The 26,415-nt window shown below is 73.6% G+C and carries 26 protein-coding genes; 11 read left to right on the plus strand and 15 right to left on the minus strand.

Annotated features, from left to right (window positions below; all coding sequences use genetic code 11):
- Together JNW98_RS22425 and JNW98_RS22430 are read left to right on the plus strand one after the other, a co-directional pair.
- Positions 1–753, plus strand: a 753-nt coding sequence (locus JNW98_RS22425; protein ID WP_223770067.1) for a glycosyltransferase family 4 protein, incomplete at its 5' end; no start/stop codon positions are given.
- A gap of 83 nt (positions 754–836) precedes the next feature.
- Positions 837–1,454, plus strand: coding sequence for a GNAT family N-acetyltransferase (locus tag JNW98_RS22430; protein ID WP_223770068.1), 618 nt, complete (start codon positions 837–839; stop codon positions 1,452–1,454).
- Positions 1,455–1,490: 36 nt separating this feature from the next.
- Here JNW98_RS22430 and JNW98_RS22435 read toward each other — a convergent pair whose 3' ends face one another.
- From JNW98_RS22435 to JNW98_RS22450, 4 genes are all read right to left on the minus strand, one after another.
- On the minus strand, positions 1,491–2,744 hold the full coding sequence (locus JNW98_RS22435) for a DUF6986 family protein (protein ID WP_308015647.1): 1,254 nt from the start codon (positions 2,742–2,744) through the stop codon (positions 1,491–1,493).
- A gap of 161 nt (positions 2,745–2,905) precedes the next feature.
- On the minus strand, positions 2,906–3,868 hold the full coding sequence (locus JNW98_RS22440) for an electron transfer flavoprotein subunit alpha/FixB family protein (protein WP_223770070.1): 963 nt from the start codon (positions 3,866–3,868) through the stop codon (positions 2,906–2,908).
- Positions 3,869–3,917: 49 nt separating this feature from the next.
- The gene (locus tag JNW98_RS22445; protein ID WP_004938466.1) at positions 3,918–4,703 is read right to left on the minus strand and encodes an electron transfer flavoprotein subunit beta/FixA family protein; all 786 of its coding nucleotides are present in this window, start codon (positions 4,701–4,703) and stop codon (positions 3,918–3,920) included.
- 187 nt (positions 4,704–4,890) lie between these two features.
- Complete coding sequence (locus JNW98_RS22450) at positions 4,891–5,397, minus strand: flavin reductase family protein (RefSeq protein ID WP_223770071.1); 507 nt, start codon at positions 5,395–5,397, stop codon at positions 4,891–4,893.
- Positions 5,398–5,718: 321 nt separating this feature from the next.
- On the opposite strand from JNW98_RS22450, the gene dpgC reads away from it, so the two are divergent.
- Both dpgC and JNW98_RS22460 read left to right on the plus strand, forming a co-directional pair.
- Positions 5,719–7,086: a (3,5-dihydroxyphenyl)acetyl-CoA 1,2-dioxygenase DpgC gene (gene dpgC, locus JNW98_RS22455; protein WP_223770072.1), complete on the plus strand. Its 1,368-nt coding sequence runs from the start codon at positions 5,719–5,721 to the stop codon at positions 7,084–7,086.
- Positions 7,086–8,420 (plus strand): preATP grasp domain-containing protein, encoded by a 1,335-nt coding sequence (locus tag JNW98_RS22460; protein ID WP_223770073.1) that lies wholly within the window; start codon positions 7,086–7,088, stop codon positions 8,418–8,420. The genes dpgC and JNW98_RS22460 overlap by 1 nt, the downstream gene beginning before the upstream one ends.
- 100 nt (positions 8,421–8,520) lie before the next feature.
- On the opposite strand, the gene JNW98_RS36675 is transcribed toward JNW98_RS22460, so the two are convergent.
- Positions 8,521–10,350: an NlpC/P60 family protein gene (locus JNW98_RS36675; RefSeq protein ID WP_223770074.1), complete on the minus strand. Its 1,830-nt coding sequence runs from the start codon at positions 10,348–10,350 to the stop codon at positions 8,521–8,523.
- 73 nt (positions 10,351–10,423) lie between these two features.
- Entirely contained in the window at positions 10,424–10,780 is a 357-nt protein-coding gene (locus tag JNW98_RS22470; protein ID WP_223770075.1) for a TlpA family protein disulfide reductase, read from the minus strand.
- A gap of 265 nt (positions 10,781–11,045) precedes the next feature.
- Here JNW98_RS22470 and JNW98_RS22475 point away from each other — a divergent pair, with 265 nt between their 5' ends.
- On the plus strand, positions 11,046–11,774 hold the full coding sequence (locus JNW98_RS22475; RefSeq protein ID WP_223770076.1) for a lysophospholipid acyltransferase family protein: 729 nt from the start codon (positions 11,046–11,048) through the stop codon (positions 11,772–11,774).
- A 77-nt stretch (positions 11,775–11,851) separates the two neighbouring features.
- On the opposite strand, the gene JNW98_RS22480 is transcribed toward JNW98_RS22475, so the two are convergent.
- The 4 genes from JNW98_RS22480 to JNW98_RS22495 form a co-directional block, all read right to left on the minus strand.
- Positions 11,852–12,934 carry a threonine aldolase family protein gene (locus JNW98_RS22480; RefSeq protein WP_223770087.1) on the minus strand — a complete coding sequence of 361 codons (1,083 nt, stop codon included), beginning with the start codon at positions 12,932–12,934 and terminating at the stop codon, positions 11,852–11,854.
- Positions 12,935–12,960: 26 nt separating this feature from the next.
- Positions 12,961–13,722 carry an SDR family NAD(P)-dependent oxidoreductase gene (locus JNW98_RS22485; RefSeq protein ID WP_223770088.1) on the minus strand — a complete coding sequence of 254 codons (762 nt, stop codon included), beginning with the start codon at positions 13,720–13,722 and terminating at the stop codon, positions 12,961–12,963.
- 38 nt (positions 13,723–13,760) lie between these two features.
- Positions 13,761–15,167 carry a DUF6421 family protein gene (locus tag JNW98_RS22490; protein WP_223770077.1) on the minus strand — a complete coding sequence of 469 codons (1,407 nt, stop codon included), beginning with the start codon at positions 15,165–15,167 and terminating at the stop codon, positions 13,761–13,763.
- A 198-nt stretch (positions 15,168–15,365) separates the two neighbouring features.
- Positions 15,366–15,932 (minus strand): GNAT family N-acetyltransferase, encoded by a 567-nt coding sequence (locus JNW98_RS22495; protein WP_223770078.1) that lies wholly within the window; start codon positions 15,930–15,932, stop codon positions 15,366–15,368.
- Positions 15,933–16,043: 111 nt separating this feature from the next.
- On the opposite strand from JNW98_RS22495, the gene JNW98_RS22500 reads away from it, so the two are divergent.
- From JNW98_RS22500 to JNW98_RS22510, 3 genes are all read left to right on the plus strand, one after another.
- Entirely contained in the window at positions 16,044–16,436 is a 393-nt protein-coding gene (locus JNW98_RS22500; protein WP_223770079.1) for a VOC family protein, read from the plus strand.
- 150 nt (positions 16,437–16,586) lie between these two features.
- Complete coding sequence (locus tag JNW98_RS22505; protein WP_223770080.1) at positions 16,587–17,180, plus strand: DUF5134 domain-containing protein; 594 nt, start codon at positions 16,587–16,589, stop codon at positions 17,178–17,180.
- 163 nt (positions 17,181–17,343) lie between these two features.
- Positions 17,344–18,282 carry a M56 family metallopeptidase gene (locus JNW98_RS22510; RefSeq protein ID WP_223770081.1) on the plus strand — a complete coding sequence of 313 codons (939 nt, stop codon included), beginning with the start codon at positions 17,344–17,346 and terminating at the stop codon, positions 18,280–18,282.
- Between the two features lie 228 nt (positions 18,283–18,510).
- Here JNW98_RS22510 and JNW98_RS22515 read toward each other — a convergent pair whose 3' ends face one another.
- The 4 genes from JNW98_RS22515 to JNW98_RS22530 form a co-directional block, all read right to left on the minus strand.
- The gene (locus JNW98_RS22515) at positions 18,511–19,692 is read right to left on the minus strand and encodes a hypothetical protein (RefSeq protein WP_223770091.1); all 1,182 of its coding nucleotides are present in this window, start codon (positions 19,690–19,692) and stop codon (positions 18,511–18,513) included.
- A 310-nt stretch (positions 19,693–20,002) separates the two neighbouring features.
- Positions 20,003–20,707, minus strand: coding sequence for a hypothetical protein (locus JNW98_RS22520; protein ID WP_223770082.1), 705 nt, complete (start codon positions 20,705–20,707; stop codon positions 20,003–20,005).
- Positions 20,704–21,222: an RNA polymerase sigma factor gene (locus JNW98_RS22525; protein WP_223770083.1), complete on the minus strand. Its 519-nt coding sequence runs from the start codon at positions 21,220–21,222 to the stop codon at positions 20,704–20,706. Before JNW98_RS22525 ends, JNW98_RS22520 begins: the two co-directional genes overlap by 4 nt.
- Before the next feature lie 29 nt (positions 21,223–21,251).
- Positions 21,252–21,425 carry a hypothetical protein gene (locus JNW98_RS22530; RefSeq protein WP_223770084.1) on the minus strand — a complete coding sequence of 58 codons (174 nt, stop codon included), beginning with the start codon at positions 21,423–21,425 and terminating at the stop codon, positions 21,252–21,254.
- 414 nt (positions 21,426–21,839) lie between these two features.
- Here JNW98_RS22530 and JNW98_RS22535 point away from each other — a divergent pair, with 414 nt between their 5' ends.
- The 3 genes from JNW98_RS22535 to JNW98_RS22545 all read left to right on the plus strand — a co-directional run bounded on the left by JNW98_RS22535 (position 21,840) and on the right by JNW98_RS22545 (position 25,423).
- Positions 21,840–22,799: a hypothetical protein gene (locus JNW98_RS22535; protein WP_223770089.1), complete on the plus strand. Its 960-nt coding sequence runs from the start codon at positions 21,840–21,842 to the stop codon at positions 22,797–22,799.
- Positions 22,800–23,018: 219 nt separating this feature from the next.
- Positions 23,019–24,470: an amino acid permease gene (locus JNW98_RS22540; RefSeq protein WP_308015648.1), complete on the plus strand. Its 1,452-nt coding sequence runs from the start codon at positions 23,019–23,021 to the stop codon at positions 24,468–24,470.
- A gap of 92 nt (positions 24,471–24,562) precedes the next feature.
- Positions 24,563–25,423: a GNAT family N-acetyltransferase gene (locus JNW98_RS22545; RefSeq protein WP_223770085.1), complete on the plus strand. Its 861-nt coding sequence runs from the start codon at positions 24,563–24,565 to the stop codon at positions 25,421–25,423.
- A gap of 96 nt (positions 25,424–25,519) precedes the next feature.
- On the opposite strand, the gene JNW98_RS22550 is transcribed toward JNW98_RS22545, so the two are convergent.
- Positions 25,520–25,984 carry a hypothetical protein gene (locus JNW98_RS22550; protein WP_223770086.1) on the minus strand — a complete coding sequence of 155 codons (465 nt, stop codon included), beginning with the start codon at positions 25,982–25,984 and terminating at the stop codon, positions 25,520–25,522.
- Between the last annotated feature and the right edge of the window lie 431 nt (positions 25,985–26,415).

Raw genomic sequence — 26,415 nt, forward strand, 5'->3', positions numbered from 1 at the left:
GTGATGGGGCTGGCCCGGGACCGCCGGATACCCGTGGCCGTGATCTGCCACGACGACTTCTCCACCAGCTTCCACAACGCGGCCGGTGCCGACCTCGTCGTCTACAACAGCGAGTGGATCCGGCGGGAAGGGGAGATCTTCTACGCCGACTACCCCGCCGAATTCCTGCCGAAGCACAGCATCGTCGTCCGCCCGCCCGTGCTCGCCGAGGAGTACCGCACCACCCCCGGCGACCGCGCGACCCTCGTGAACCTCAACGCCGACAAGGGAGGCGACCTCTTCTGGCAGATCGCCGCCTGGACCCCGGAGTGGGACTTCCTGGGCGTCCGCGGCGCGTACGGGCAGCAGATCATGCCGCCGCCGCGGCTGCCCAACTGCGAGGTCCTGGACGGGGTTCCCGGGAAGCGGATGCGGGAGCACGTCTACAGCCGGGCGCGCGTCGTGCTGATGCCGAGCCTGTACGAGTCATGGGGGCGGGTGGCGGTGGAGGCGTTCGCGTCCGGCATCCCCGTGATCGCCCACCCGACCCCGGGGCTGATCGAATCCCTGGGCGAGGCCGGCATCTTCGCCTACCGCGACGACCTCAACGCCTGGATCCACGCCCTGGTGTCCCTGAAGGACCCGCCCACCTGGCAACGCGCCTCACGCCGCGCCCGGGCCCGCTCCGACGAGCTGAGCGCCGTCCCCGACCTGGGGGTGTGGTGCGACGCGGTGGAGTCACTGCGGAGATCGAGCCGGATGCGGTGCCTCTGACCGTCCCGGCGGCCGACGACGAGCGTCGTCCGAGGAAAGGAGGCGAAACGACGGCGTAACGCGCCCCGCCTACCGTGGGCCGCATGAGCACCACGACGCACGGCACGACGAACGGCACGACGAACGGCACGACGAACGGCACGACGAACGGCACGACGAACGGCACGACGAACGGAACCGGGACGGATCCGGGCACCCCCCTGATCCGCCCCGGCACCGGGAACGACCTCGGCGAACTGACCCGGATCTACAACCACTACGTCGTCGAGACGCCGATCACCTTCGACATCGAGCCGTTCACGGTGGACCAGCGGCGTCCGTGGCTGCTGGAGCACCCGGATTCCGGTCCGCACCGGCTGCTCGTGGCCGAGCAGGGCGGGAAGCTGCTCGGGTACGCGACCAGCAGCGCCTTCCGGGCGAAGCACGCGTACGCGACGTCCGTGGAGACGACCGTCTACGTGGCGCCGGAGCACGTGGGGAACGGCGTCGGCGGGCTGCTCTACTCCGCCCTCTTCGAGGTGTTGGAGCGGGAGGACGTGCACATGGCGCTCGCCGGGATCACCGTGCCCAACGACGCGTCGCGACGGCTGCACGAGCGCTTCGGGTTCCGGCCCGCCGGGGTGTACGAGCAGGTGGGCCGGAAGTTCGGGAGGTACTGGGACGTGGCGTGGTTCCAGCGGCGGGTGTCCCGGGAGGGGTGACCCGGGAGGGACCCGGGAGGGGTCACCCGCGCAAGGTCACCCGATGCGGCCCGCCAGCGCGTCGAGTTCCGGCCGTGTGAGGCCCGTCAGCCGGGCGATCTCCGCCGCGTCGGCCGCGCCGCAGTCGACCGCGCGGAGCAGGAAGCCGGCGAGGGAGCGGGCCGTGGCCGGTTCATCCAGTACGGCACCGCCGCCTCCCGCCCCACCCGCGTAGGCGGCCAGCCGTCCCGCCGCCGTCTCCAGGCCCTCCCGGTAGAAGCCGTAGACCGCCGCGTACCGGGTGGGCAGGTGGGCGGGGTGCATGTCCCAGCCCTGGTGGTAGGCGCGGGCCAGCGCCCGGCGCACCAGCGCGTGGTGGTGGCGCCAGGCCGCGTGCACGCGCTCGCGCGGGCCCACCGGGAGGACGTTCGTCGAGCCGTCGGAGAGGCGGACGCCCGTGCCCGCCACGGCGACCTGCATCACGGCCTTGGCGTGGTCCGCCGCCGGGTGGTCGGGGGCCTGGTGGGCGGGGGCGACGCCGAGGGCCGCGCTGTAGTCGAACGTGCCGTAGTGCAGGGCGCTCACCCGGCCCTCCCCCGCGTCGAGCAGCCGGGCGACCGTGGCGCGGCCGTCCGGGCCCAGGACGGCCTGCGGCGTCTCGATCTGGACCTCGAAGCGGATCCGGCCCGCGTCCAGGCCGTGCGCCTTCTCGAACTCCCCGGCCACCTCCGCCATGGCCGTGACCTGCTCGGCGCGGCTGACCTTGGGGAGGGTGAGGACCAGTCCGGCGGGCAGTCCTCCGTTCCGCATGAGGCCGGTGAGGAAGACGTCGAGCGTGCGGACGCCCCGGTCCCGTACCGCCGCCTCCATGGACTTGGCGCGGATCCCGACGAACGGCGGTGTGCTCCCGTCCGAGACCGCGGCCGCCGTCAGTTCGGCCGCCCGCGCCGCCGCCTCGTCCTCCTCCGCGTCGGAGCGGTGGCCGTAGCCGTCCTCGAAGTCGACACGCAGGTCCTCCACTGGCTCCCGGGCGAGCTTGGCCCGGACGCGGTCGTGGACGGTGCCGGTCTCCACGCCGAGCGCGGCCGACAGCGCGTCCGCGTCCGGCGCGTGCTCGTCCAGGGCGGCCAGCGCCCGTTCGCCCCACGTACGGACGGTGTCCGCCGCGAAGGCGTCCGCCGGGACGTAGACCGTGTGGACCGGCTGCCGGGTGCCGGGGTCGCCGGGGTAGCGGCGCGCGAGGTCCGCGTCCACGCCGGCGAGGCGGGCCGTGAGGCGGTCCGTCAGCGTGCTGTCGAAGGTCGTCGTCACGCTCCGGTGCACAGGGCCCCACCCGCCATTCCGCCGCCGGGAGTTCAACAGTTCGTTGAAGCTAGCCGCGCCCCCGCCCGGTGGTCAACACCCCGGGAAACGCGGAGGGCTCCCGCACGCCGCCGCGCGCGGGAGCCCTGAGAGCGGCCCTGACGAGGGGATCAGCCCTTGCGGGCCTTGATCTCGTCCGTCAGCTGCGGGACGACCTCGAAGAGGTCGCCGACGACGCCGTAGTCGACCAGCTCGAAGATCGGCGCCTCTTCGTCCTTGTTGATGGCGACGATGGTCTTCGAGGTCTGCATGCCGGCCCGGTGCTGGATGGCGCCGGAGATGCCCGCCGCGATGTACAGCTGCGGGGAGACCGACTTGCCGGTCTGGCCGACCTGGTTGGTGTGCGGGTACCAGCCGGCGTCCACCGCGGCGCGGGAGGCGCCGACGGCACCGCCGAGCGAGTCCGCGAGGGCCTCGATCAGCGGGAAGTTCTCGGCACCGTTGACGCCGCGGCCGCCGGAGACCACGATCGCGGCCTCGGTCAGCTCCGGGCGGCCGGTCGACTCGCGCGGGGTGCGGGAGACGACCTTGGTGCCGGTGGCCAGCGCGCCGAAGGTGACGGCGAGCTGCTCGACCGTGCCCGCGGCCGGGGCGGCCTCGGGGGCGGCGGAGTTGGGCTTGACGGTGATGACCGGGGTGCCCTTGGTGACGCGGGACTTGGTGGAGTACGAGGCCGCGAAGACGGACTGCGTGGCCACCGGGCCCTCGTCGCCGGCCTCCAGGTCGACGGCGTCGGTGATGAGGCCGCCGCCGACGCGGAGTGCGAGGCGGGCCGCGATCTCCTTGCCCTCGGCGGAGGACGGGACGAGCACGGCGGCCGGGTTGACGGCCTCGTACGCGGCCTGGAGGGCGTCCACCTTGGGGACGACCAGGTAGTCGGCGAACTCTGCGGCGTCGGCGGTCAGCACCTTGACGGCGCCGTGCTCGCCGAGCACCTTCGCGGCCTCGTCGGCGCCGGCGCCGAGGTGGACGGCGACGGGCTCGCCGATGCGGCGGGCGAGGGTGAGCAGTTCGAGGGTGGGCTTGCGGACGGCGCCGTCCACGTGGTCTACGTAGACGAGGACTTCAGCCATGGCGTTGCTCTCCTGCGAGAAGTGTGCGGGCGGTTGCGGGGGTCCGGGCTCAGACGAACTTCTGGCCCGCGAGGAACTCGGCGAGCTGCTTGCCGCCCTCGCCCTCGTCCTTGACGATCGTGCCGGCCGTGCGGGCCGGACGCTCGGCGGCGCTGTCGACCTTCGTCCAGGCGCCGTCGAGGCCGACCTCGTCCGCCTCGATGCCCAGGTCGGAGAGGTCCAGCGACTCCACCGGCTTCTTCTTCGCGGCCATGATGCCCTTGAAGGAGGGGTAACGCGCCTCGCCCGACTGGTCGGTGACGGAGACGACGGCCGGGAGGGCGGCCTCCAGCTGCTCGGTGGCGGCGTCGCCGTCGCGGCGGCCGGTCACCTTGCCGTCCTCGACCGCGACCTGGGAGAGCAGGGAGACCTGCGGGACGCCCAGGCGCTCGGCGAGCAGCGCCGGGAGGACGCCCATGCCGCCGTCGGTGGAGGCCATGCCGCAGACGACCAGGTCGTAGCCGACGTGCTCGACGGCCTTGGCCAGCACCAGCGAGGTGCCCATGACGTCGGTGCCGTGCAGGTCGTCGTCCTCGACGTGGACGGCCTTGTGCGCACCCATGGACAGCGCCTTGCGGAGCGCGTCCTTGGCGTCCTCGGGGCCGACGGTGAGCACGGTGATCTCCGCGTCATCCGCCTCGTCGGCGATCTGCAGCGCCTGCTCGACCGCGTACTCGTCGAGCTCCGAGAGCAGGCCGTCCACGTCGTCGCGGTCGACGGTCAGGTCCTCGGCGAAGTGCCGGTCGCCGGTGGCGTCGGGCACGTACTTCACACAGACAACGATCCTCAAGCTCACGCCGGCTCTCCTACTGCATCGTCTCTTCAAAGCTGCCTTGGCAGGCAGCATAGGCGCCTCGGGGGGCGGGTCCCGGCCGGGGCCGGTTACGCCCACACCAGGATGTTACTCGCCAGTACATCGAGCGTGTCACCCGAGCGCAAGGCCGTTGACCTGTGATGTGGCCAACGCGCGGAACAGGGACGTCTCAGTCGCGCAGACCGTTGAAGCGTCCCTGGTGGTAGAGGAGGGGACGGCCGGTTCCGGCGTCGTCGCCCGTCACCGCCTCGGCGAGGACGACGCAGTGATCGCCGGCGGGCACTCGGGCCACCACGCGGCACACCAGCCACGCCAGCACCCCGTCCAGTAGGGGCACCCCCTCCGGCCCCGCGCGCCATCGGGTGGGCGAGGCGAAGCGGTCGGCGCCGCTGCGGGCGAAGACGGCGGCCAGCTCCTGCTGGTGCTCGCCGAGTATGTGCACGCCGATGTGCTCGGTGTCGGCCAGGACGGGCCAGCTGGACGAGCCGGTGCCGACGCCGAAGGAGACGATCGGGGGCGCGGCGGCCACGGAGGTGAGGGAGGTCGCGGTGAAGCCCACGGGGCGGTCGCCCTGCGCGGTGATCACGGCGACGCCGGCGGCGTGCCTGCGGAAGACCGAGCGCAGCAGCTCGGGGCCGGCGGTGCGGAGGGTGCTGAGGTCGGGCGAGACCGGCATGTGCTGTCCCCTTCAAGTCGAGCGAGTCGAGCCGGAGTGGTGCGGTAGCGGGTACTCACGGGCTCGGACAGCGCGCGCCGGGTGTCACCGGTACGTCCACGTACGTGTCTAACTGCGAGAGAAGTCCAGGCCACATGGCGTCACCTTGACGAGCCCCGGCGAGCGGCGTCAAGGGCCGCCGGGCATATGGGACTCGGATCACGATCATCCGCGACGGCCGGGGCCGACGGGACTCCCCCGCGGCCACGGCATGGACCGCGAAGGTGCGGTTCGCCCGTATTGCGGTTGAATGATCCGGAGAGCCTCGTCAGGGAGTTCCGCATGCTGATGTCCGATATCGAGCGGTGGCGGCGGGCGGAGCCGGCGCTGTCGGACGCTCCCGGGCCGGACGGCACGGCCCTGGCGCGGCACGTCTCGTCCGCCGACGGACTCCTCGCCGCGCTGCCCCCGCCCACCGAGCGGGACCCGGAGCAGCGCGGGCTCGCCCGCACGGTCCACCACGCCTGCCACCGCCTGCGGGCCCGCTTCCTCGACCTGCACGCCGAGCGGGTGCACCGGGAACTCACCGACGACGGACGGACCCCGCCCGCGGGCCTGGAGGACCTGGCGCACACCGCGGCCCACCGCTTCCCCGGCCTCGCCCCCGACCGCGAGCGGCTCGCCGGGGAACAGGCGCTGCCGCTGGAGCACAAGGAGGGCCTGGAGATCGCCCACGGCGTCCTCTTCCGCGCGCTGCTGCGCTCCCCGCGCTGCGGGCCGCGGCTGCTGGACGCGGCGCTGAGCCCCACGGCACGGGCCACGGCGCTGCTTCCGGAGTTCCGGCGGACCGGCCGCCTGGACCTGGACACGGTGACGATCGAACGCCGGGACGCCGTCGCCCATCTGACGGCCACTCGGACGCACTGCCTGAACGCGGAGAACAGCGCGTGCGTCGAGGCCATGGAGACCGCCGTCGACCTCGCGCTCCTGGACGACGGCGTCCGGGTGGGGCTGCTGCGCGGCGCGCCGATGACGCACCCCCGCTACCTGGGGCGCCGCGTGTTCAGCGCCGGGATCGACCTCAAGGACCTGCACCGGGGCCGCATCTCGCTCCTTCCCTTCTTCCTCCGCAGGGAACTGGGCTACGTGCACAAGCTGATGCGCGGCGTCGCGGTGGACGGGCGGGGGCGGGAGCGGGCCTGGCCGGAGGACACGGTCGCCAAGCCCTGGGTCGCGGTCGTGGACGCGTTCGCCATCGGCGGCGGGGCACAGATCCTGCCCCTGTTCGACTACGTGCTCGCCGGCTCCGACAGCTATCTGAGCCTGCCCGCCGCACAGGAGGGCATCGTGCCGGGCGCGTCCAACCTGCGCCTCGGCCGCAGGGTCGGGAGCCGCCTCGCCCGGCAGCTCATCCTCCACGGCCGCCGGATCCAGGCGCGCGAGGAGGCCGCCGGGACGTTCTTCGACGAGGTGGCGGAGGCGCGGGACCTCGACGCGGCGGCGGCGCGCGCCGTCGCCCGGCTCGACGACCGGGCCGTCGCCGCCAACCGCCGCATGCTGTGGCTGGCGGAGGAGCCCGTCGGCGCGTTCCGGGCGTACATGGCGGAGTACGCCCTTGAGCAGGCGCTGCGGCTGCACAGCGAGGACGTGGCCGGCCGGGTGGCGCGCTTCGGCGACCGGCGCCGCCCCGGAGCCCCGGAGAGCGCCTGATGTCCGGGGCCGCGGCCGGCGGGGGCGCGGACGGGCGGGCCGGGCGAGACGGCCCGGACGGGCCGGTTCTCGTGCTGGCCAACCGCCTCAGCAAGGTCGTGGCCGACACCTGGCCGCCGTCCCTCGCCGCGAAGGCCGTCGGCCAGTCGCCGCGCAAGGTCTGGCTCCTGCGCCCCGGCGACCTGCTGGTCGCCGCGGTCCCCGTACCGGGCCCGTTCCTCGCCTACGCGGCGGAGACGCTCGGCTTCTCCCCCACGGACGTCCGGACGCTGGCCGTGCCGCAGAGCGCCGGGGAGGAGATGACCGCCGCGGTCCGGCGCTCGGAGGCCGCCGGCCGGCTGCTCACGGCGTTCGCCCGCCGGCCCGGCGCACGCCTGCTGCCGTACGCCCTGGACGAGCCGGTCGTCCGGTTCGCCGCCGCGCTCGGGATCCCCGTCCACCCGTACGGGCCCGCGGGCGTGGGGACCGCCGTGCTGACGGCCGTCCGCCGGCTGAACACCAAGAGCGGATTCCGCAGCGCCGCACGGTCCCTCGGCATCACCGTGCCGCCCGGGGACGATCACGTCGGCGAGGAGGACCTGCCGGCCCGTGCCGGGCGGCTGTGCGCCCGCGGCGACGTGCTCGTCAAACCGGCCCGCTCGGCCAACGGTTACGGCATCCTGCGGCTGCCGCGCGGCACCGGGGAGGCGGAGGCCGGGCGCCGCGTCGCCGCGCACCTGGCCGGGACGGCCGCCCAGCCCGGCGGGTGGGTCGTGGAGGAGCGCGTCGCCCCGGCCCGCGACGTCAGCGTGCAGGCGGTGGTCGAACCGGGCGGCGCGCGGATCCTCTACGACGGGGAGATGCGCGTCGGCGGCTCGTCCTTCCACGGCTACCGCTCGCCGGCGCGCTGCCCGCCCTCCGCCCGGGCGGAGCTGGCCGGCATGGCCCTGTCCCTGGGGCGGCACCTGGCCGGGCACGGCTACCTGGGACCGTTCTCGGTCGACGCGCTGCTCACTCCCGAGGGGCGGGTGTACGCGGTCGAGAGCAACGTCCGCCGCACCGGCACGACCACGCCGCACGCCCTCGTGCACCGGCTGGGCGGCTCCGCCGCGCGGGACTCCGTGTGGATCGCCGACACCCGGGCCCCCGGCGCGGCCTCCCCCCGGACCCTCGGGGAGGGAGTCGCCCTGCTGCGGCGCGCGGGGCTCGCCTACGACACGGGCCGCGGCCGGGGCGCGCTCGTCGTCAACGACCCCGTGGTGGGCGGCGGATGGAGCTACCTGATCGCCGGCCCCGACGGCCCGTGGGCCGACGAGGCCGAAAGACGCCTCCGCGCGACGCTGTCGCTGGACTGACCCGCGGCGGGCGACCTCGGGCGCAGCGGGCGGCGGGCGGCAGGCGGCGGGCGGCGGGCGGCAGGCGGCAGGCGGCAGGCGGCAGGCGGCAGGCGGCGGCTCAGACGCGGTGGACGGTGTGCAGGGAGTCCGCGTAGAGCCCCGGGCCGTCCAGGGTGGAGGCGCCCGAGACGTCGGCCATGGTCGGGCCGTCGGCGCTCTTGCGGCTGGAGAGGAAGCGCCGCTTCCCCGCCCGGTCGAGGCCGAGGTAGATGCCCACGTGGTCGACGGCGTACGCGTCCGGGTCCTGGGGGTCCCCCTCCGTGTCGTGGACGTCGAACAGCAGCAGGTCACCCGGCTGCAGCTGCCCCAGGTCCGGCGCGCGACCCTCCGCCCGCTGGGCGACGCGGACGCCGGGCGCGTAGTCCACCATCGCGCCCGACTTGCGGGGCAGCGCCTTCTTCGTCGGGTCCTTCGACGCGACCATGTCCACGCCCATGTGGAAGCCGTAGACCATCCGCACGTAGCCCGAGCAGTCCAGCATCCCGCGTTGGCCCTCCTCCGGCCGCCGGGTCTCGTCGGGGAAGGTCCAGGGCCGCTCCATGTAGTCGTGGAAGTCCGCGCCGACGGGCAGCAGCCCCTGGCTGTCCGGCTTGCCGTACCCCGCCTCGCCCAGGACGTCCGCGCCCGCCGCCCGCGGGTCCGCGCCCCACACGCGCGGGGCGCCGGGCAGGAACATCGCCGCGTACGAGAGGACGTCCGGGGCCATCGAACCGGCCCAGCCGCGGACGACGGCCTCGGCGGCCGGTGTCCACGCGCCGTCGAACGGCGCGTCCAGGAGCCGCACCCAGTCGCGGTGGGTGACCGAGGGCGGCGTCTCCCAGGTGGCGTCGGTCACCTCGAAGCGGCTGACGGTCAGGGTGACGGGCAGGTTCGTACAGCCCGGGGAGGCGAAGCCGCGGACGCCCACCCGCCCGCTGCGCAGTCCTGCCTCGGGGTTCGCGATCTCGGCGGTGGGCCGCTTCGGTTCCGCGCCGGCCGCGGGCCATGTCGTGATCCGCGCCGTCGCGCCCTCACGGCGCACCCGGATCCGCCACGCGTCGCCGGCCCGCACGCCCGTGCCGAGCGGATCCACCTCCGCCAGCACCGTCGTCCTGCCGTCCGCCACCTTCTCGACGCGCAGGTCGACCTCCCCCTTCGTGGTGAGGGAGAGCCGGGCCCGGTGGTGGGCGTCGCCGCCCCGGTAGCCGAAGAGCAGGGCGAAGGAACAGGCGTTGCCCGTGGGCACCTTGTCGAAGGCGGCCTCGCACATGACGTCGGCGTCGGATATCCCGTCGTCGGTCAGGGTGGCGTAGCGGCCCGCCTCCGTGTCCTTCAGGAGCATGGTCGCCGCGTTCCTGCGGACGGCGAAGTCGGCGTCACCGGGCGTCCCGCCGTAGACGCTCCAGGTGCCGCCGGCGGGGGAGGTGCCCCAGCCGGGTCTCAGCCGCCGGGCGGGCGGCAGCGCCGGGTCGGGGACCAGCCGGTCGAAGAGGTCGGTGAAGGACTGTTTGTTCTCGGTGAAGGTCCGCTCCGGACCGGCGACGACGACGGTGCGCGCGCCCTTCGTCAGCACCGCGACCCGCTGCCGCCCGTGCCGCACCTCCGTGCGGGCGGGCGTGCCCGGCAGCACCGTCGCGGTGAGCTCGCCGAGGGAGGCGCGGGCGAAGGCCGCCGTGTCGTACGGCGTCCCGGTGAAGGTCATGGACGAGCGCGGGCCGGTCGTGGCGGCGGGCGGCGCGGTGGCCGCGTGAGGTGTGGCGGTGGCAGGGGAGGCGGTGACGGCCGAGGAGGCGGTGACGGCCGAGGAGGTGGCGGCCGGGGAGGCGGTGGCGGCGGCCGGGGGAAGGGCGGCCGAGGCGGTGAGGGCTCCGAGGGCGCCGAGGAGACTGCGGCGGGAAGTATCGGTCACGCGTCACATCGTCCCCGCCATCCCCCGGAGTGACCGCGTCCGCCACCACGGGCCCGGATTCGCCGGGGGTTTGTCACGTCGAGGGCGCCGAGGGCGACAGCGCCGCCCCGAGCGCGGCGATGACGTGCGCCCTGCGCGGCTCGCCCACGGCCCGGCGGACGACGCGGCCGGCGGCGTCGAGGACGAGGACGGTGGGGGTCGCGGCGATGTCCAGGGCTCTGACGAGCCCGAGCCGCGCCTCGGCGTCGATCTCCACGTGGGCGACGCCCTCGACCATCGCCGCCACGTCGGCGAGGACCCGCCGGGTGGCCCGGCAGGGCTGGCAGAACGCGCTGGAGAACTGCACGAGGGTGGCCCGCTCCCCCAGCTCCGCCCCGAGCTCGGCGGCGTCCAGCCGTACCGCGCCGCCGTCTTCCCGCTGCCGTTCCACGTTCGCCCGTCCGTTCCCTCGTGTCCCCGTGCCGTTCCGTCCCGTCCAGCATCGCCCCCGGCGGAGGAATTCCCGCCGGAACGCCCACTACCACCCGCCCGCATCCGGCATATCGGACGACGTGATGAGGATCTCCTGGCCGAGAACCGCCCCCGACTGGCTTGCGGGCCGGACATTCGGGCACGATCTGCCGGAAGCCGCCACCCTACGGCTGCGTAACTTCAGCGGGAGCATCCTCCCCAGGCCCCCGAAGGACATCCCCGATATGGCAGAGCTCGTCTACCCCCCGGTGATCGGCGCCGTCCGCACCCTGTTCAAGGCCACTGACCTGCGCCTCGACGTCCAGGGCACCGAGCACGTGCCACAGCGCGGCGGGGCGGTCCTGGTGAGCAACCACATCGGCTACCTCGACTTCCTCTTCTGCGGGCTCGCCGCCCGGCCGGCCAAGCGGCTGGTGCGTTTCATGGCCAAGGAGTCGGTTTTCCGCCATAAAGTGTCCGGCCCGCTGATGCGCGCGATGAAGCACATCCCCGTCGACCGCTCGGCCGGAATGGACGCGTACAAGCACGCCCTGTCGGCGCTGCGCTCGGGCGAGATCGTCGGGGTGTTCCCGGAGGCGACGATCTCCACCTCCTTCACGCTGAAGAACTTCAAGTCCGGTGCGGCGCGGCTCGCTCAGGAGGCCGGTGTCCCGCTGCTGCCGATGGCCCTGTGGGGCACGCAGCGCCTGTGGACCAAGGGACGCAAGCGCGATCTGGGCCGCAACCACATACCGGTGGCGATCCGGGTGGGCGAGCCCGTCGAGGCGGACCCGGACGAGCCCGCGGAGAAGGTCACCGAGCGGCTGCGGGCGCGGGTGCAGGAGCTGCTGGAGGCGGCGCAGCGGGCGTACCCGGTCCGGCCGAAGGGCCCGGAGGACACCTGGTGGGTGCCGGCGCACCTGGGCGGGACCGCCCCGACACCGGCGCAGGTGGCGGCGCTGGAAGGCGTCTAGACGCCTGCTGGGGGACGCCGGAAGGCCCCTGCACCACCATCGGTGCGGGGGCCTTCCGTACGTGCTCCGGTGCCGGGTCAGCCCCGGGCCATCTCCTCCTTGACGAGCGCGGTGAACGCGTCGACGTCCTCCTCCGTGGTGTCGAAGGAGCACATCCAGCGGACGTCGCCCGCCGTCTCGTCCCAGAAGTAGAAGCGGTACCGCTTCTGCAGCCGCTCGCTCACCTCGCGCGGCAGGCGCGCGAAGACGGCGTTCGACTCGACGGGGTGCAGCACCTCGACGCCGTCGACGGCCCGGACGCCCTCGGCGAGGCGCGCGGCCATCGCGTTGGCGTGGGAGGCGCTGCGCAGCCACAGGTCGCCGGCGAGCAGCGCCTCGAACTGCACCGAGACGAAGCGCATCTTGGAGGCGAGCTGCATCGACAGCTTGCGCAGGTGCTTCATCGCCTTGACCGCGCCGGGGTTCAGCACGACGACGCACTCGCCGAACAGCAGGCCGTTCTTGGTGCCGCCGAAGGAGAGCAGGTCGACGCCGGCGTCCGTGGTGAAGGCGCGCAGCGGGACGCCCAGCGTGGCCGCCGCGTTGGCGAGGCGCGAGCCGTCCAGGTGGACCTTCATGCCGCGCTCGTGGGCGTGGTCGCAGATCTCCCGGATCTCCTCGGGGGTGTAGCAGGTCCCGAGCTCGGTGGTCTGGGCGATCGAGACGACCTGCGGCTGGGCGCGGTGCTCGTCGTCCCAGCCCCACGCCTCGCGGTCGATCAGCTCGGGCGTGAGCTTGCCGTGCGGGGTGGGCACGGTGAGCAGCTTGAGCCCGCCGACGCGCTCGGGCGCGCCGCACTCGTCGACGTTGATGTGGGCCGAGGCCGCGCAGATCACCGCGCCCCACCGCTCGGTCACCGCCTGGAGGGCGACGACGTTGGCGCCCGTGCCGTTGAAGACGGGGAACGCCTCGGCGGTGGGCCCGAAGTGGGAGCGGAACACCTCCTGGAGGTGCTCGGTGTACTGGTCCTCCCCGTACGCGATCTGGTGGCCGCCGTTGGCGAGGGCGAGGGCCGCGAGGACCTCCGGGTGCGCGCCGGCGTAGTTGTCGCTGGCGAAGCCGCGGGCCCGGGGGTCGTGCCGGCGTATCGCGTCGGTCTCGCTCGCGTCGGCCTCGCTCACGCGGGGGTCGCTCACGTACGGGTCGCTCACGTGTGGGGAGTCAGCCACAGACGGGTTCCGTTCACTTCCGAGGCGGGCTTCTCCCAGACGCCGGCGATGGCCTCGGCCAGGTCCTTGACGTCGGTGAAGCCCGCGAACTTGGCGTTGGGGCGCTCGGCGCGCATGGCGTCGTGCACCAGGGCCTTGATGATCACGATGGTGGCGGCGGCCGTCGGTCCGTCGTCCCCGCCCGCCTTGCGGAACGCGTCCCCGAGGGCGAGCGTCCACGCCTCGGCCGCCGACTTGGCGGCGGAGTACGCGGCGTTGCCCGCGGTGGGCTTGCTCGCGCCGGCCGCGCTGACCAGCACGTACCGGCCGTTGCCGCTGCGGTTGAGGGCGCCCTCGAAGGCCAGCGAGGTGTGCTGGACCGTACGGATGAGCAGCTTCTCCAGCAGCTCCCAGTCGGCGAGGTCGGTCTCGGCGAAGGTCGCCGAGCCGCGCCAGCCGCCGACGAGGTGGACGAGGCCGTCGATCCGGCCGAACTCCTTCTCGGCCCGGTCGGCCCAGGCGCGGGTGGCGTCCAGGTCGAGCAGGTCCACGGTGTCGCCGGTGACGGTGGCGCCGCCGTGGGCGTAGCGGGCCGCGTCCACCGCCTCGGCGAGGCGGGCCGCGTCCGCGTCGGCGGCGACGACCGTCGCCCCCGCCTCGGCCAGCCGCAGCAGGGCCGCGCGGCCGGCCGGGCCGGCCGCTCCCGCCACCGCCACCACGGCGCCGTTCAGCCGGCCGCCGCCGTTGCTCGGAGTGCTCATGGTCGTCGCCTCCTCGTTCCCCGCGATGTTCTCGGTGCTCACGCGGCCACCTTCTCGACGCTCGCCGCGGTGATCCCCTTGGTCGAGGCGATCACGGTACGCAGCTTCTTGGCAAGGGCCTCGTAGAACATGCTGAGCGGGAACTCGTCCGGAAGCACGTCGTCCACGAGCTTGCGGGGCGGCAGGCTCAGGTCGAGGGCGTCGGGGCCCTTGGCCCAGGTGGAGCCGGGGTGGGGGGCCAGGTACGTCGAGACGAGCTCGTAGGCGGCGAGCCAGTGGACGAGCTTGGGGCGGTCGATGCCGTCGCGGTACAGCTTCTCGATCTCGCCGCACAGCTGGTTCGTGACCCGCGGGGCGCGGTCCCAGTCGATGTGGAGGGTGTTGTCCGTCCAGCGTACGACGTCGTGCCGGTGCAGGTAGGCGAAGAGCAGCTGGCCGCCGAGGCCGTCGTAGTTGCGGACCCGCTCGCCGGTGACCGGGAAGCGGAACATCCGGTCGAAGAGCACGGCGTACTGCACGTCGCGGCCCTGGGCGTAGCCATCGGCCTCCAGCTTCACGGCCTCCTTGAAGGCGGTGAGGTCACAGCGCAGCTCCTCCAGGCCGTACATCCAGAACGGCTGCCGCTGCTTGATCATGAAGGGGTCGAACGGCAGGTCGCCGTGGCTGTGCGTCCGGTCGTGGACCATGTCCCAGAGGACGAACGCCTGCTGGCAGCGCTCCTGGTCGTGGAGCATGGCGGCGATGTCGTCGGGGAGCTCCAGGCCGAGGATGTCCACGGCCGCCTCGGTCACCCGGCGGAAGCGGGCGGCCTCGCGGTCGCAGAAGATGCCGCCCCAGGTGAAGCGGTCGGGGGCCTCGCGGACGGCGATGGTCTCCGGGAAGAGGACCGCGGAGTTGGTGTCGTAGCCGGCGGTGAAGTCCTCGAAGGTGATGCCGAGGAAGAGGGGGTTGTCGTAGCGGGTGCGCTCCAGCTCCGACAGCCACTCGGGCCACACGAGGCGCAGGACGACGGCCTCCAGGTTGCGGTCCGGGTTGCCGTTCTGCGTGTACATCGGGAAGACGACGAGGTGCTGCCGGCCGTCGACGCGCCGCTCGGCGGGGCGGAAGGCGAGGAGGGCGTCCAGGAAGTCCGGCACGCCGAACCCGGAGTCCGCCCATTTCCGCAGGTCGGAGACGAGGGCCGCGTGGTACTCGGCGTCGTGCGGGAGGAGCGGCGAAAGCTGCTCGACGGCGGCGACTACGCGCTCCACCTCGGCCCGTACGAGCTCCCCCGGCGGGGCGCCGTCGGCCGCCAGGTCGATCGAGCCGTCGGCGGACTGCCACGGCCTGATCGTCTCGACGGCGTCCTTGAGCTGCGTCCAGGCGGGGTGCCCGGTGACGCTTTCCACGGACGCCTCGGACGATTCGTCGGCGGCTATCGCCCTAGACGCGAGAATTTCCGTCATGACAACCCCTTCCCGGGAGAACCTGGCGTTAAGACACCGTATCCATGCGCGGTTCTCCTCCTCAAGGGGTGCTGCTGCAAATTATCCTGCGGGGCCCGGGGAGCCGCCGCCGTTTTTCCTGTCGGAGGCTGCCGAAAGCGAGAGACCACCGGATGCAGAGGGTCCGCATCCGGTGGCCGTCCGTCGCCGGCGAGCCCGCTACGCCAGTTCCTTCACCAGCAGCTCGAACTCCAGGTCCTCCCGGCGCGGTATGCCGAAGCGCTCGTCGCCGTACGGGAAGGGGACCATCTTCCCGGTCCGCCGGTAGCCGCGCCGCTCGTACCAGGCGATCAGCTCGTCCCGCTGCCGGATCACCGTCATGTGCATCTCGCGCGCGCCCCACTCGGTCCGGGCCACCCGCTCGGCCTCGGTGAGCATCACCCGGCCGAGCCCCGCGCCCTGGAGCGCGGGCCGGACCGCGAACATGCCGAAGTAGGCGTGCTCGCCGCGGTGTTCGATGTGACAGCAGGCGGACGGGCCCGCCGGGTCCCCCGGTTCCTCGGCCAGCAGCACCCAGCTCCCCTCGGCGGTCACCACGGCCGCGACGCCGTCCTCGTCGGTGCGCTGTCCGCCCAGGAGGTCCGCCTCGGTGGTCCAGCCCACGCGGCTGGCGTCCCCTCGGTAGGCGGACTCGATGAGGGGGACGAGCACGGGGACGTCGGCCGCGGTCGCGGCGCGGATCACCGGCCGGTCCTGGCCGGGGCGGGCGGTATCCAGGGCTTCCATGGCGTTCCGGACGTCCTTTCCTCTAACTGCGCGGTGTTTCCTCTGGCTGCGCGGTCGGTTGCGCGGTCGCTCCCGAGACTAACCGGAGGCGGATGCGTACAGTCGGACGGCATGGTGCACGTACTGAGCGGCAGGGTGTTGCTGAGGCCGACCGATCCGGAGCGCTCGCGGGCGTTCTACGGCGGGGCACTGGGCCTCGCCGTCTACCGGGAGTTCGGCACGGGTGAGGAGCGCGGCACCGTCTACTTCCTGGGCGGCGGTTTCCTGGAGCTCTCCGGCCGCGCGGAGGCGCCGCCGGCGCCGGGGCTGGAGCTGTGGCTCCAGGTCGCCGACGTGGCCGCGGCCCACGAGGAGCTCCGGGAACGCGGGGTGCGGATCCTGCGGCCGCCGGAGCGGATGCCGTGGGGGCTGGTCGAGATGTGGATCGCCGATCCGGACGGGGTGCGCATCGTGGTGGTGGAGGTGCCGGAGGGGCATCCGCTGCGGTACCGGCCGGGCCTCTGACGCCGGCGCCTCCCGGCACGGCGCGGAGGAGGGCGGCCGCTACGGCGCGGAGGAGGGCGCCCGCGCCCCCACCCCGCGCCCACGCGCTCCCGTACGACCCCTTCGACGCGGGCATTCTGCCCAGGGGGGCACACGTCGGGGAGGTGTGGGGTGCACGGACCGCCACTGGTCGGCTGGCTGCTGGTGGTGGTGGGCACCGTGGCGGGCGGGTACTGCCTGCACCGGGCCCGGTCCGGCGCGGCGGGGGAGCGCCGGGCGGCCCGGGACGACGCGGTGATGGGGCTGGGCATGGCGGCCATGGCCGCCCCGGTCACGGTGCCGGGGGGCCGGCCGTGGGGCGCGGTCGCGTTCGCCGCGCTGTTCGTGGCCGCGGGCGTGCACGCGCTCGTCGCCGCCCGGCACCGCGCCGACGCGCACCGACTGCACCACGCCGTCGGGGCGTTCGCGATGGTGTACATGGCGCTGGCCATGGCCGGTGCGCCCGCGGGCGGCCACGGCGGTCACGGCGACGGCCACCCCCCGGCCGGCACACCGCTGTTGACCGGACTGCTGCTCGTCTACTTCGCGGTGTACGTGGTGCGGACCCTCGCCGCGATCGTCCCGGTACCGACGGCGCGGACGGCTCCTCCGGAGGCGCTGTCCGGCCCGGCCCCGCCGCCGTTGACGCGCGGCCGGCTGGAGTTGACCGGCGCGTGCCGCGTTTCCATGGGGATAGGGATGCTGGCGATGCTGCTGACGATGTGAGGGGCGTACGGGGCTTCCGGGGCGGACCTCGGCGGCGGACCTCGGCCAAAAGGCGTAGGTCCTTCCCCTGCACGCGGATACGTAGGTCCACTACGCTGCTGCCCCAGCACTGGACCCACAGGACTCCACGCCGCCGTGGACGGATCCGAGGGAAGGCCCACCCATGCTCGTCCCGCTCGCCCTACTGGCTCTCGGCGCGCTGCTCGCCTCGCTGGCCCCCCGCTTCCTGGCCCGCGCCGACTGGCCCGACCGCGAACCGGTGCTGGCCCTGTGGGTGTGGCAGTGCGTGGTGGCCGCCGTCCTGCTGTGCTGCGCGCTCGCCATGGCCCTGAGCGCCGCCGCGGCCTGGGAGGCCGTGCGCGGCAACGTCTTCGCCCCCGCGCCGAGCGGCGTGGTCGAGGCGTACGCCCTGGGCGGCTACGGCTCGTTGGCCGCGCCCATGGCCGTCGTGCTCGCCTGCGGGGCGGTCTGGACGGCCGCGATGCTCACCCGCGAGATCCGCGGCGCCCGCGCCCGGCGCCGGCGCCGCCGGGCCGACCTCCTCGTCCGCTCGCCGCGGCTGCCCGGCGAGGAGCCGTCCGGCGAGCGGCTGGTGCTGCTGGAGTCCGAACGGCCCGACGCGTGGCTGCTGCGCGGCGGCCCCGCCCCGCAACTCGTCGTCACCACCGGCGCGCTGCGCCGGCTCGACGACTCCCAGCTCGACGCGCTCCTCGCGCACGAGCAGGGCCACGTCCGGGCCCGCCACGACTGGCTCCTCCACTGCTCCTCCGCGCTCGCCAACGGCTTCCCCCAGGTACCCGTCTTCGCCGCCTTCCGCGACCGGGTCCACCACCTCGTCGAACTGGCCGCGGACGACGTCGCCTCCCGGCGCTTCGGCCGTCTGACGACGGCCCTCGCCCTCGTCGAACTCAACGAGGACCGCGGCGTCTTCGACCCCTGCTCGGCCCGCACCTCCCAACTCCCCGGCCGCGTGGACCGCTTGCTGGCCCCCGCTCCCCGCCTCACCCCGGGCCATCGCCTGCGCCTGACCGCCACGGCGGCGCTGGTGCCGTTCGTGCCCGTGCTCGTCACGTTCGTGCCGGGGTTGCGGGCGCTGGGGTAGGCGCCTGCGGCGGGCTGGTGCCCCGGGCCCGCCCCTTCGCCGTTTCCCGGGGCTGCGCCCCAGACCCCCTTTGTCGCGGCTCCGCCGCTCGCCCTCAAACGCCGGACGGGCTGAATCGGCCCGTCCGGCGTTTGAGGGGGCCTGGGGGGCGTGTCCCCCAGGAAACGGCGAAGCGGGGATCCCCCCTCGGGGGAGGGATCGGGGCACCCCACCCATCCCGGGAACCGGTCACCACTCGATGACGACGAACCCGTCCTTGCCGTCCGCTCCGTGGGTGCCGGCCTCGCCCGGACCGCCCTTCCGGCCGTCCCTGGTCTCCTGAGCGTGCTTGGCCTGGCCGCTTCCGCCCTGGCCGCCGCTTCCCCCGTGACCACCGTGGCCACCGCTGCCACCATGCCCACCGCTGCCGTAGGACCGGCCGTGCGCCCCGCCTCCGCCCCCGCCCCCGGCGCCGCTCGAACCGCCGGAGAACGCCGACCCGCCGTAGCCGCCGTCCTTGCCGTGGCCGCCGAAGGTGCCCCGGCCCCCGGCCCTCGCGCCGCTCCCGCTCGCGCCGTTCAGGACTTCGACGGGGAGCGCGGGTTCCCCCTTGGGGGTCTTGCAGACGAACTGGCCCTGGCCCCGGAAAAGGCCCCCGGCCCCTCCCAGCCCGCCGACCGTCTCCTTGCCGCCTTTTCCGGGGTAGCCGCTACTGGTCTCACCGTTGTAGCCGCCTCCGCCGCCCTTCCCGCGCACACCGCCCTTGCCCTGCCCGCCGTCCGCGCCCGCGGGTGCCAGGACGAGCAGATGATCGAACCCGTCCCGCACCGAGGACTCGTAGTAGGCAGTCCTGAAACGATCGACCGGGGGCCGGCCGTCGCCGCCGACGCCACCGTCGCTCCCGTTGGTGCCGCCGCCGAAGGTACTGCCGCGCCTCTTGCCGGGCTTGCCGCCACCGCCGCCCGGTCCTTCCTCGCCGCTGCCGTGGCCGGATCCCGGCCAGACGTACAGGTTCCGGCTTTTCAGCCCGTCGATGTGGCACTTGAGGAATCCGCCCGCGCTGCCACCGCCCCCGCCACCTCCTCCGCCGCCGCCGGAACCCGCTCCGCCGCCGCCCCCACCGGACGTGGTGCCCGGCTTCCCGCCACCGCCACCGCCACCACCTCCGCCACCACCGGCGCCGTCGCCGCCCGCGCCACCCCCTCCCCAGGCCCACACCGTGACCGCTGTGACGCCCTCGGGGACCTTCCACTTATGGACGAGTCCGTGGAAGGTGATGGTCGCCCGGCCGTGCTGGGACTCGGCCCGGGCGGGTGCGACGGCCTGGCCGCCGAGGAGGCTCGCGGCGACGAGGCTCGCAGCGAGCAGCGTGCGGGAGGCGGACCGGGCGCGTAGGGCCCGTTCGCGTCCCGGGTTCAGCAGGTCGTTCATGATGGCTCCTGTCATGCCTGTCCAGGGCCATGAGGGGTACCGGTGTGATGAACGGGCGGTCAAAGCGCCGACCGGAAATCGATGCCGCGTGCCCGAACTCCCGGCCCCCGCCCGTACGTCCGTCTCACTACGAGTGGACGCGACGACCGCCTCCAACCGCCGGGAACCACCGCAATCCCGCCCGCTCGTATGAACACCGCCCGCCGACGCCGACCCCGCTTCGCCTGAACGGCTGTCCGGTCACGACGGCCTTGACAGCCGGCACGGGCCGGGACCGGCCCGTGCCGGCATGCGGGGAGCGGGCACGGCCTCAGCAAGCCGCCGTGAGCTCACCGATCCGCTCCGGGAAGTCCGGCTGCGGCAGCGGCAGATCGACCTCCTCGACGAAGCCGAGCGCGTCCGGCACGTACGCGATGACGGCCGTCGCCGCGGGCGAGAACCCCTCCCCCTCCCGCAACCCGTCCAGCATCTGCAACGCCATGTTGAGGTCGTTCCGGTCGATCTCCTCCGGGGTCTCCGGCATCAGCGCCTCCAGCCCCGCCTGCCGCCGCCACAACTCCGCCTCCCGCCGCTCGCCGAGCGCCATGTGGTGGAGGTACAGGCAGCAGGCCGCGCCCGTGTCGTCCGCGCCGGCGCCGAACTGCCACCAGAAGCGGGCGCTGTCCTCGCGGTCGGCGAGCTGGAGGACGCAGCCGAGGACGAGGGCGCCCTCGGGTTCGAGGAGCCGGTCGGCGAGGAGGGCCCCGAGCTTGTGGAGGTCGTGGGCGACGACCGTCTTGCAGAGGCTGCGCAACTGGCGGTAGAAGGCGCGGTGGGGCAGGTAGTTGCGCTGGGCGGCGCGCACGGCGGCGGTGCGCGCGGGTTCCATCTGGTCGTCGAAGTACAGGGCACCGTGCCACATGCGCTCGGTGAGCCGGACGGCGAGCCGGGTCTCCGCCCGGGCGACCTCCGCGCTCGGGTAGGGGCGCGGGTCGAGCCGGGCCTTGGCCAGCACGTGGTCGAGTGTTCCGGTCACCGGTGCTCCTCTTCTCTCTCCAGTCCGAGCGCGTCGTGCAGGCGGTGGCGGGCGTGCCGGGCGGTGGAGCGCACCCCGCCCTCGGTGATGCCCATGATGTCGGCGGTCTCCCGGACGCTGTAGCCGAGGCAGTAGTGCAGGACGATGACGTCGTGCTGGCGGGCCGGCAGGGCGCAGATCGCCTTGTAGACGGACAGGCTCTGCTCCAGTTCGCCGATGGGGTCGACGGCGTGCCGCAGGGCGGTGGTCTCGAAGGCCGCGGTGTCGATGACGGTGGGGCGCCGGCCGCGCGCCCGGGCGCAGTCGATCGTCCGGTGTCTGACGACGGCCCAGGCGTAGGCGTTGGGGTTCTCGGTTCTCAGGACCTCGGTCCAGGTGAAGTACAGGTCCTCGAAGGCCTGGTCGACGGCCTCCTCCGCGTCGTGGCGGTTGCCGAGGTAGAGCTCGGCCCAGTGCACGTAGGCGGCGCGGTAGAGCTGGTGGAACGCCCGGTAGTCGGCGGGCAGTCCGGTCACGGGAAACGTACTCGCTCGGGAGGGTGCCGTCACCTCTCGCCTCCCCGCCGCCCACGGAGGCCGCGCGGGCCGCGGTGCAGTTCGCTGATGCCGATGCGGACACCGGCGGCGGCGGCGCGGCGCAGCAGGGCGAGGGCGTCGCTGCCGAAGACGCGTGCGAAGACCGCCGCGCTCAACAGGTCGGCCGTGTGATGTGGGTTCACGGAACTGGTGGTCCCTCCGGTCGTTTCGATCATGTACGGGGCGCGGCGGGCCGCTGCCGAGTCCGCCGTGCCGCACGGGGAGGCGTCGCGGTGGCGCGCTCTCTTCCCCTTCGCCGGTAATGGCGTTCGGCGGGGGTCTTTCGTGCATCGGACCAACGTAAAGTCTTACGGAAGGTTTCGTTCCGGTTACCGTCCGCCAGCGCCGGAGGTGACAAAAATCGAAAGCATGCGGCATTGGATCGTCCGGATGCCTCTCCGGGAGCGGCCGTCCTGAGTAGGGTGGGGTTCACGGCCGGTGAGCGTCCGACCACGCGCGGGGCCCGGATGCCGTCCGGCGCGGGCGAGTTGGGTGGTTCCGGTGTGGTGTGTCCCGACGGGGCGCGTCCCGATGGTGCGACAGGGTGGCAGGTGAGCATGGTCGCTGGCTCGTTCGAAGGTCGGTACGTGTGGCATCCTGCCGCCGACGACCACGAGTTGGCCCAGGCCTGCGTCGAGGTGCAGGCGGGCCGCTACCACACCGCCCACGCGATCCTGCACGACGTCCGGGACGACTTCGCGACGCGGGCGCACCGGTCCCTCGTCCTCGCCTCGATGGCGGCCGACTCGGACCTCGCGGAGCGCTGGCTGGCCGAGGAACCCGGCCCGGACGCCGCCCTGTTGTGGGCCCGGGTCGCGATGTTACGGGCGCTGCGGATGGCCGACAGCCGGGACCGCAGGACCGCGTCCCTGCTCCGGATCGCCGAGGCGGCCTGCGACCAGGCCGCGCAGATGGCGCCCAAGGACCCCACCCCCTGGGTGGCCCGGCTGGCGCTGGCCCGCACCGGGCGGGTCCGCGACCCCGCTCCCCCGGGGATGCTCACCGCGCCGTCCGGCCCGTGGTCGCTGTTCTCCCGGGCCCTGACGCTGGACCCGTGGAACCGGGAGGCGCACCACCGCTTCCTCTCCTTCTACTTCGCCCGCCACGGCGGCTCGGCGAGCGCCCGCTGGGACGTGGCCGAGTTCCTGGCCAACCGCTCCCCCGCCAACTCCCCGTTGCGGCTGCTGCCGCTGGTGACGCTGGTGGAGGACTACGATCCCCGCGCCGATCCCTTCGCGGACCGCGCCTGGGGCCAGCACCGCTGGCGGACGCTCGCGCTGGAGGTCTACGCGCGGTGGCTCCCCGAGGTCCCCGGGTACCGCTTCACGCCCGTCCTCGACCTCGCCTATCTGGCGCACGCGCTCTACATGGCCGGCTGCCTCGACGAGGCCCGCACGGTCTTCACCACCATGGGCCCCTACGCGTCCCGCATGCCGTGGAGCGCGTTCGGCAGCCCGGAGGAACAGCTCAGCAAGGCCCGTCGGCGGTGCGGACTGCCGGCGCCCGGCTCGCCCTGACGGGCCGCCGGGCCGCCGGGCCGCACCACAAGCACCACTTGCACCGCTTGCACCGCTTGCACCATCGGACGCCGCCTGAGCCGCCCGGCGTCCGGCCCCGTCCCCCGTCCCTCTCGCAGAAAGCCGCTGTCCGTGTCGGAGTCCTTCTCCCCCGCTCACGCCCGAGCCCACCGGCAAGCCGCCCACGTCGCGATGGACGACGACGCGACGCTGCACGCCATGGGCTATCCGCGCAAACTCACGCGCAGATTCCGGGCGTTCGACAACTTCGCCATCTCCTTCACCATCATCAACATCCTCTCCGGGATCTTCTCCTCCTTCGGCTTCGGCATGAACGCCGGCGGCCCCCGGATCCTGATCTTCGGCTGGATCGGGGTCTCGGTCATGGTGCTGTTCGTCGGCGCCTCGATGGCCGAGATCGCCTCCGCCTACCCGACCAGCGGCGCCCTCTACTTCTCCGCCGGCAAGCTCGCCAAGCGGCACAAGGGCGCCTGGTCCTGGTACACGGGCTGGCTCAACTTCATCGGGCAGGTGGGCGGCACCGCGGCCACCGACTTCGCCGCCGCCACCTTCATCCAGTCGTTCGTCGCCCTGCAATGGCCGTCGTACGAGCCGACCGCCCAGCAGACCGTCGGCATCACCGCCGTCATCCTGCTGATCCAGGCGCTCGCCAACACCTACACCGTGCGGCTGGTCGCCATCGTCAACCGGATCTCGGTGTGGTGGCTGCTGGCCGGCCTGGTGGTGATCGTCACCTGCCTGATCACCGTGCCGTCCGAGCACCAGTCGGCCTCCTTCGCCACCCACTTCGTCAACAACACCGGCTTCTCCAACGCGGTCTACGCGGGCATGCTCGGCCTGCTGGTGACCAGTTGGACGTTCACCGGGTTCGACGGCAGCTTCCACATGTCGGAGGAGACCGTGCGGGCCACGGTGAACGCGCCGCGCGGCATCATCCGGGCCATCGGCTGCTCCGCCCTCACCGGCCTCGTGCTGATGCTCGGCCTGGTGTACGCGATCCGGGACTACGCCGCCGAGGCCGCCGCCTCCGCCCCGCCGGTGCAGATCCTCATCGACGCGCTCGGGCTGACCACGGCCAAGCTGCTCCTGCTGCTCGTCATCGGCGCCATGCTGTTCTGCGGTCTCGCCAACATGACCAGCAACACCCGGCAGATCTTCGCGTTCTCGCGCGACGGCGCGATGCCCGGCTCCCGGCTGTGGCACTCCGTCTCGGACCGCACCCGCACCCCCGTCAAGGCCGTGTGGCTGGCGGCGGCCTGCGCCCTGGTGCTCGTCATCCCCGGCTGGTGGTCGCACGTCGCGTTCACGGCCGTCGTCAGCGTCAACGTCGTCGGCCTCTTCCTCGCCTACGGCGTGCCCATCTTCCTGCGGCTGCGGCTGAAGGACTTCGAGCCCGGCCCGTGGCACCTCGGCCGGTTCGGACGGCCGGTGGCCTTCGTGGCCGTCGCCTGGATCGTGATCAGCAACCTGCTGTTCATGCTGCCGCAGGCGTCCCCGATCACCGCCGAGTCGTTCAACTACGCGCCGATCGCGCTGGGCGTGGTCCTGCTGATCGCGACGGTGTGGTGGTTCGCGTCCGCGCGACGGCGCTTCAAGGGCCCGGTCAGCTACGGCAGTCCGGACGAGGTGGCGGCGATGGACCTCATCTGACACCCCGCCAACCCATCGAATCCCACCTCTCGAACCTCACCCCTCAAATCCCACCCCTCGAAATCTCATCCCTCGAAAGGAACTCCAGCACCATGCACCACATCGACGCCCCCGGCCTCACTGTCACCACCGCCTCGGCCGAGGACTGGCGGCAGGTCGTGGCGTGGGCCACCGAGGAGGGGTGGAACCCCGGCCACGGTGACGCCGAACGCTTCCTGCCCACCGACCCGGACGGCTTCTTCACCGGCCGGCTCGACGGCCGGATCGCCACCGCCATATCGGTCGTCAACCACGGTCCCGACTACGCCTTCCTGGGCTTCTACCTGGTGGCCCCCGGCCTGCGCGGCCGCGGCCTCGGCCTGGCCACCTGGCGCGCGGCCTTCCCGCACGCGGGCACCCGGACGGTGGGCCTCGACGCGGTGCCGGAGCAGGAGGAGACGTACAAGCGCTCGGGCTTCGTCTCCTCCCACCGCACGCAGCGCTGGACCGGCCGCCCGGCCCGGAACGGCACGACGGCGGCCGGCGTCCACCCCGTCACCCCGGACCGCCTCGACGCCGTCGCCGCCTACGACCGGCGCTTCTTCCCGGCCGAGCGGCGCGCCTTCCTCGCCCGCTGGCTCGACGGCCCGGGGCGCGCCGCCCGGATGCTGCTGCGCGACGGTCGCGTCACCGGCTACGGCGTGATCCGCCCCTCCCACGACGGCCACCGCGTCGGCCCCCTCTTCGCCGACACCCGCGAGGACGCCGAGACGCTGTTCGACGCCCTCACGGCCCACCTCGGCCCCGACGAGGAGGTCTGCCTCGACCTGCCCGAGCCCAACGCGGCGGCCTCCGCCCTCGCCGAGGAGCGCGGCCTGACGACGGACTGGCACTCCGTCCGCATGTACGCGGGCCCGGTCCCGGCGACGCCGATGGAGCGGGCGTTCGCGGTGACGAGTCTGGAGCTGGGCTAGCGCGTACGCGAGCCGGCCGGCCCTCCTGGAGAGGAGAGCCGGCCGGCGCCGGTGCCCCGGGGGTTCCGGGGCCCCTGAGCCCCTGGCCCCCTGGGATCAGTACCCGCGCTCCGCCGCGACGTCGGTGGTGTGGGCCTTGCCCTTGACGTCCAGCAGCACGCGCAGCTGGTGACCGGTGGCGTAGTTGCTCGTGGCGTAGTACGTCTTCCAGTTGCACGGCCGGAACCCGCTGCTGGCGAGGACCTTCCCGGTGGTCATGTCCTTGATCCGGACCCGGGACTTGCCGCCGTCCCCGTTGTTCCAGCACCTGAGCGAGACACGGGCCGTGTTCGCGGGCCTGGGCATGGTGTAGTTCTGCGACTGCCACTTCCCGCCGTGGGAGTTGAGGTAGGCGGCCGAGATCTTCGCCGGCCCCCAGACGTGGACGAACGTGGTCTTCAGAGCCGCGTCACCGCCACCGCCGGCCCCGGAGGGCGCGGCCATGGCCGGGACCGCGGCGAGGACGCCGCCGAGGAGGGTGGTGGCGGCCGTGAGGGCGATGCGCTTGCGGGTGTGGGTCATTCGGGTTCCTTCCCCCGTGCTGCGGGTTCGGCGGCGACGGTCTGGCCCGTACCGCCGGTGGTACGACCCGACTCTGCCGGGGCGGCTGCATGCTGGGCGAGGGGCCGGCGGGAAGTGGGGGATCCCTGGGACGTCCCAGGGGCTGACCTGCGGGGGTGCCGGGTCCCGTGCGGGGTGCGTGGGACGGGGGTGGGGTGCCCCCGCGCTCCGCGCGCTCGTCCTCAAAGGCCGGACGGACTGATCCAGCCCGTCCGGCGTTTGAGGACGAGCGGCGAAGCCGCGATCAAGGGGGTCTGGGGCGCAGCCCCAGGAAACGGCGAAGGGGAGGGACCGGGGCTCACCCCACCGCCGCGCGGAACGGCGAGCATCCCTTCGCCGAGGGGCCGCCGTGGGCGGCGAGGAAGGCGAGGACGTCGCAGAAGGACCGGCCC

It is taken from the genome of Streptomyces huiliensis, from assembly GCF_020037025.1.
Classification (GTDB): domain Bacteria; phylum Actinomycetota; class Actinomycetes; order Streptomycetales; family Streptomycetaceae; genus Streptomyces; species Streptomyces huiliensis.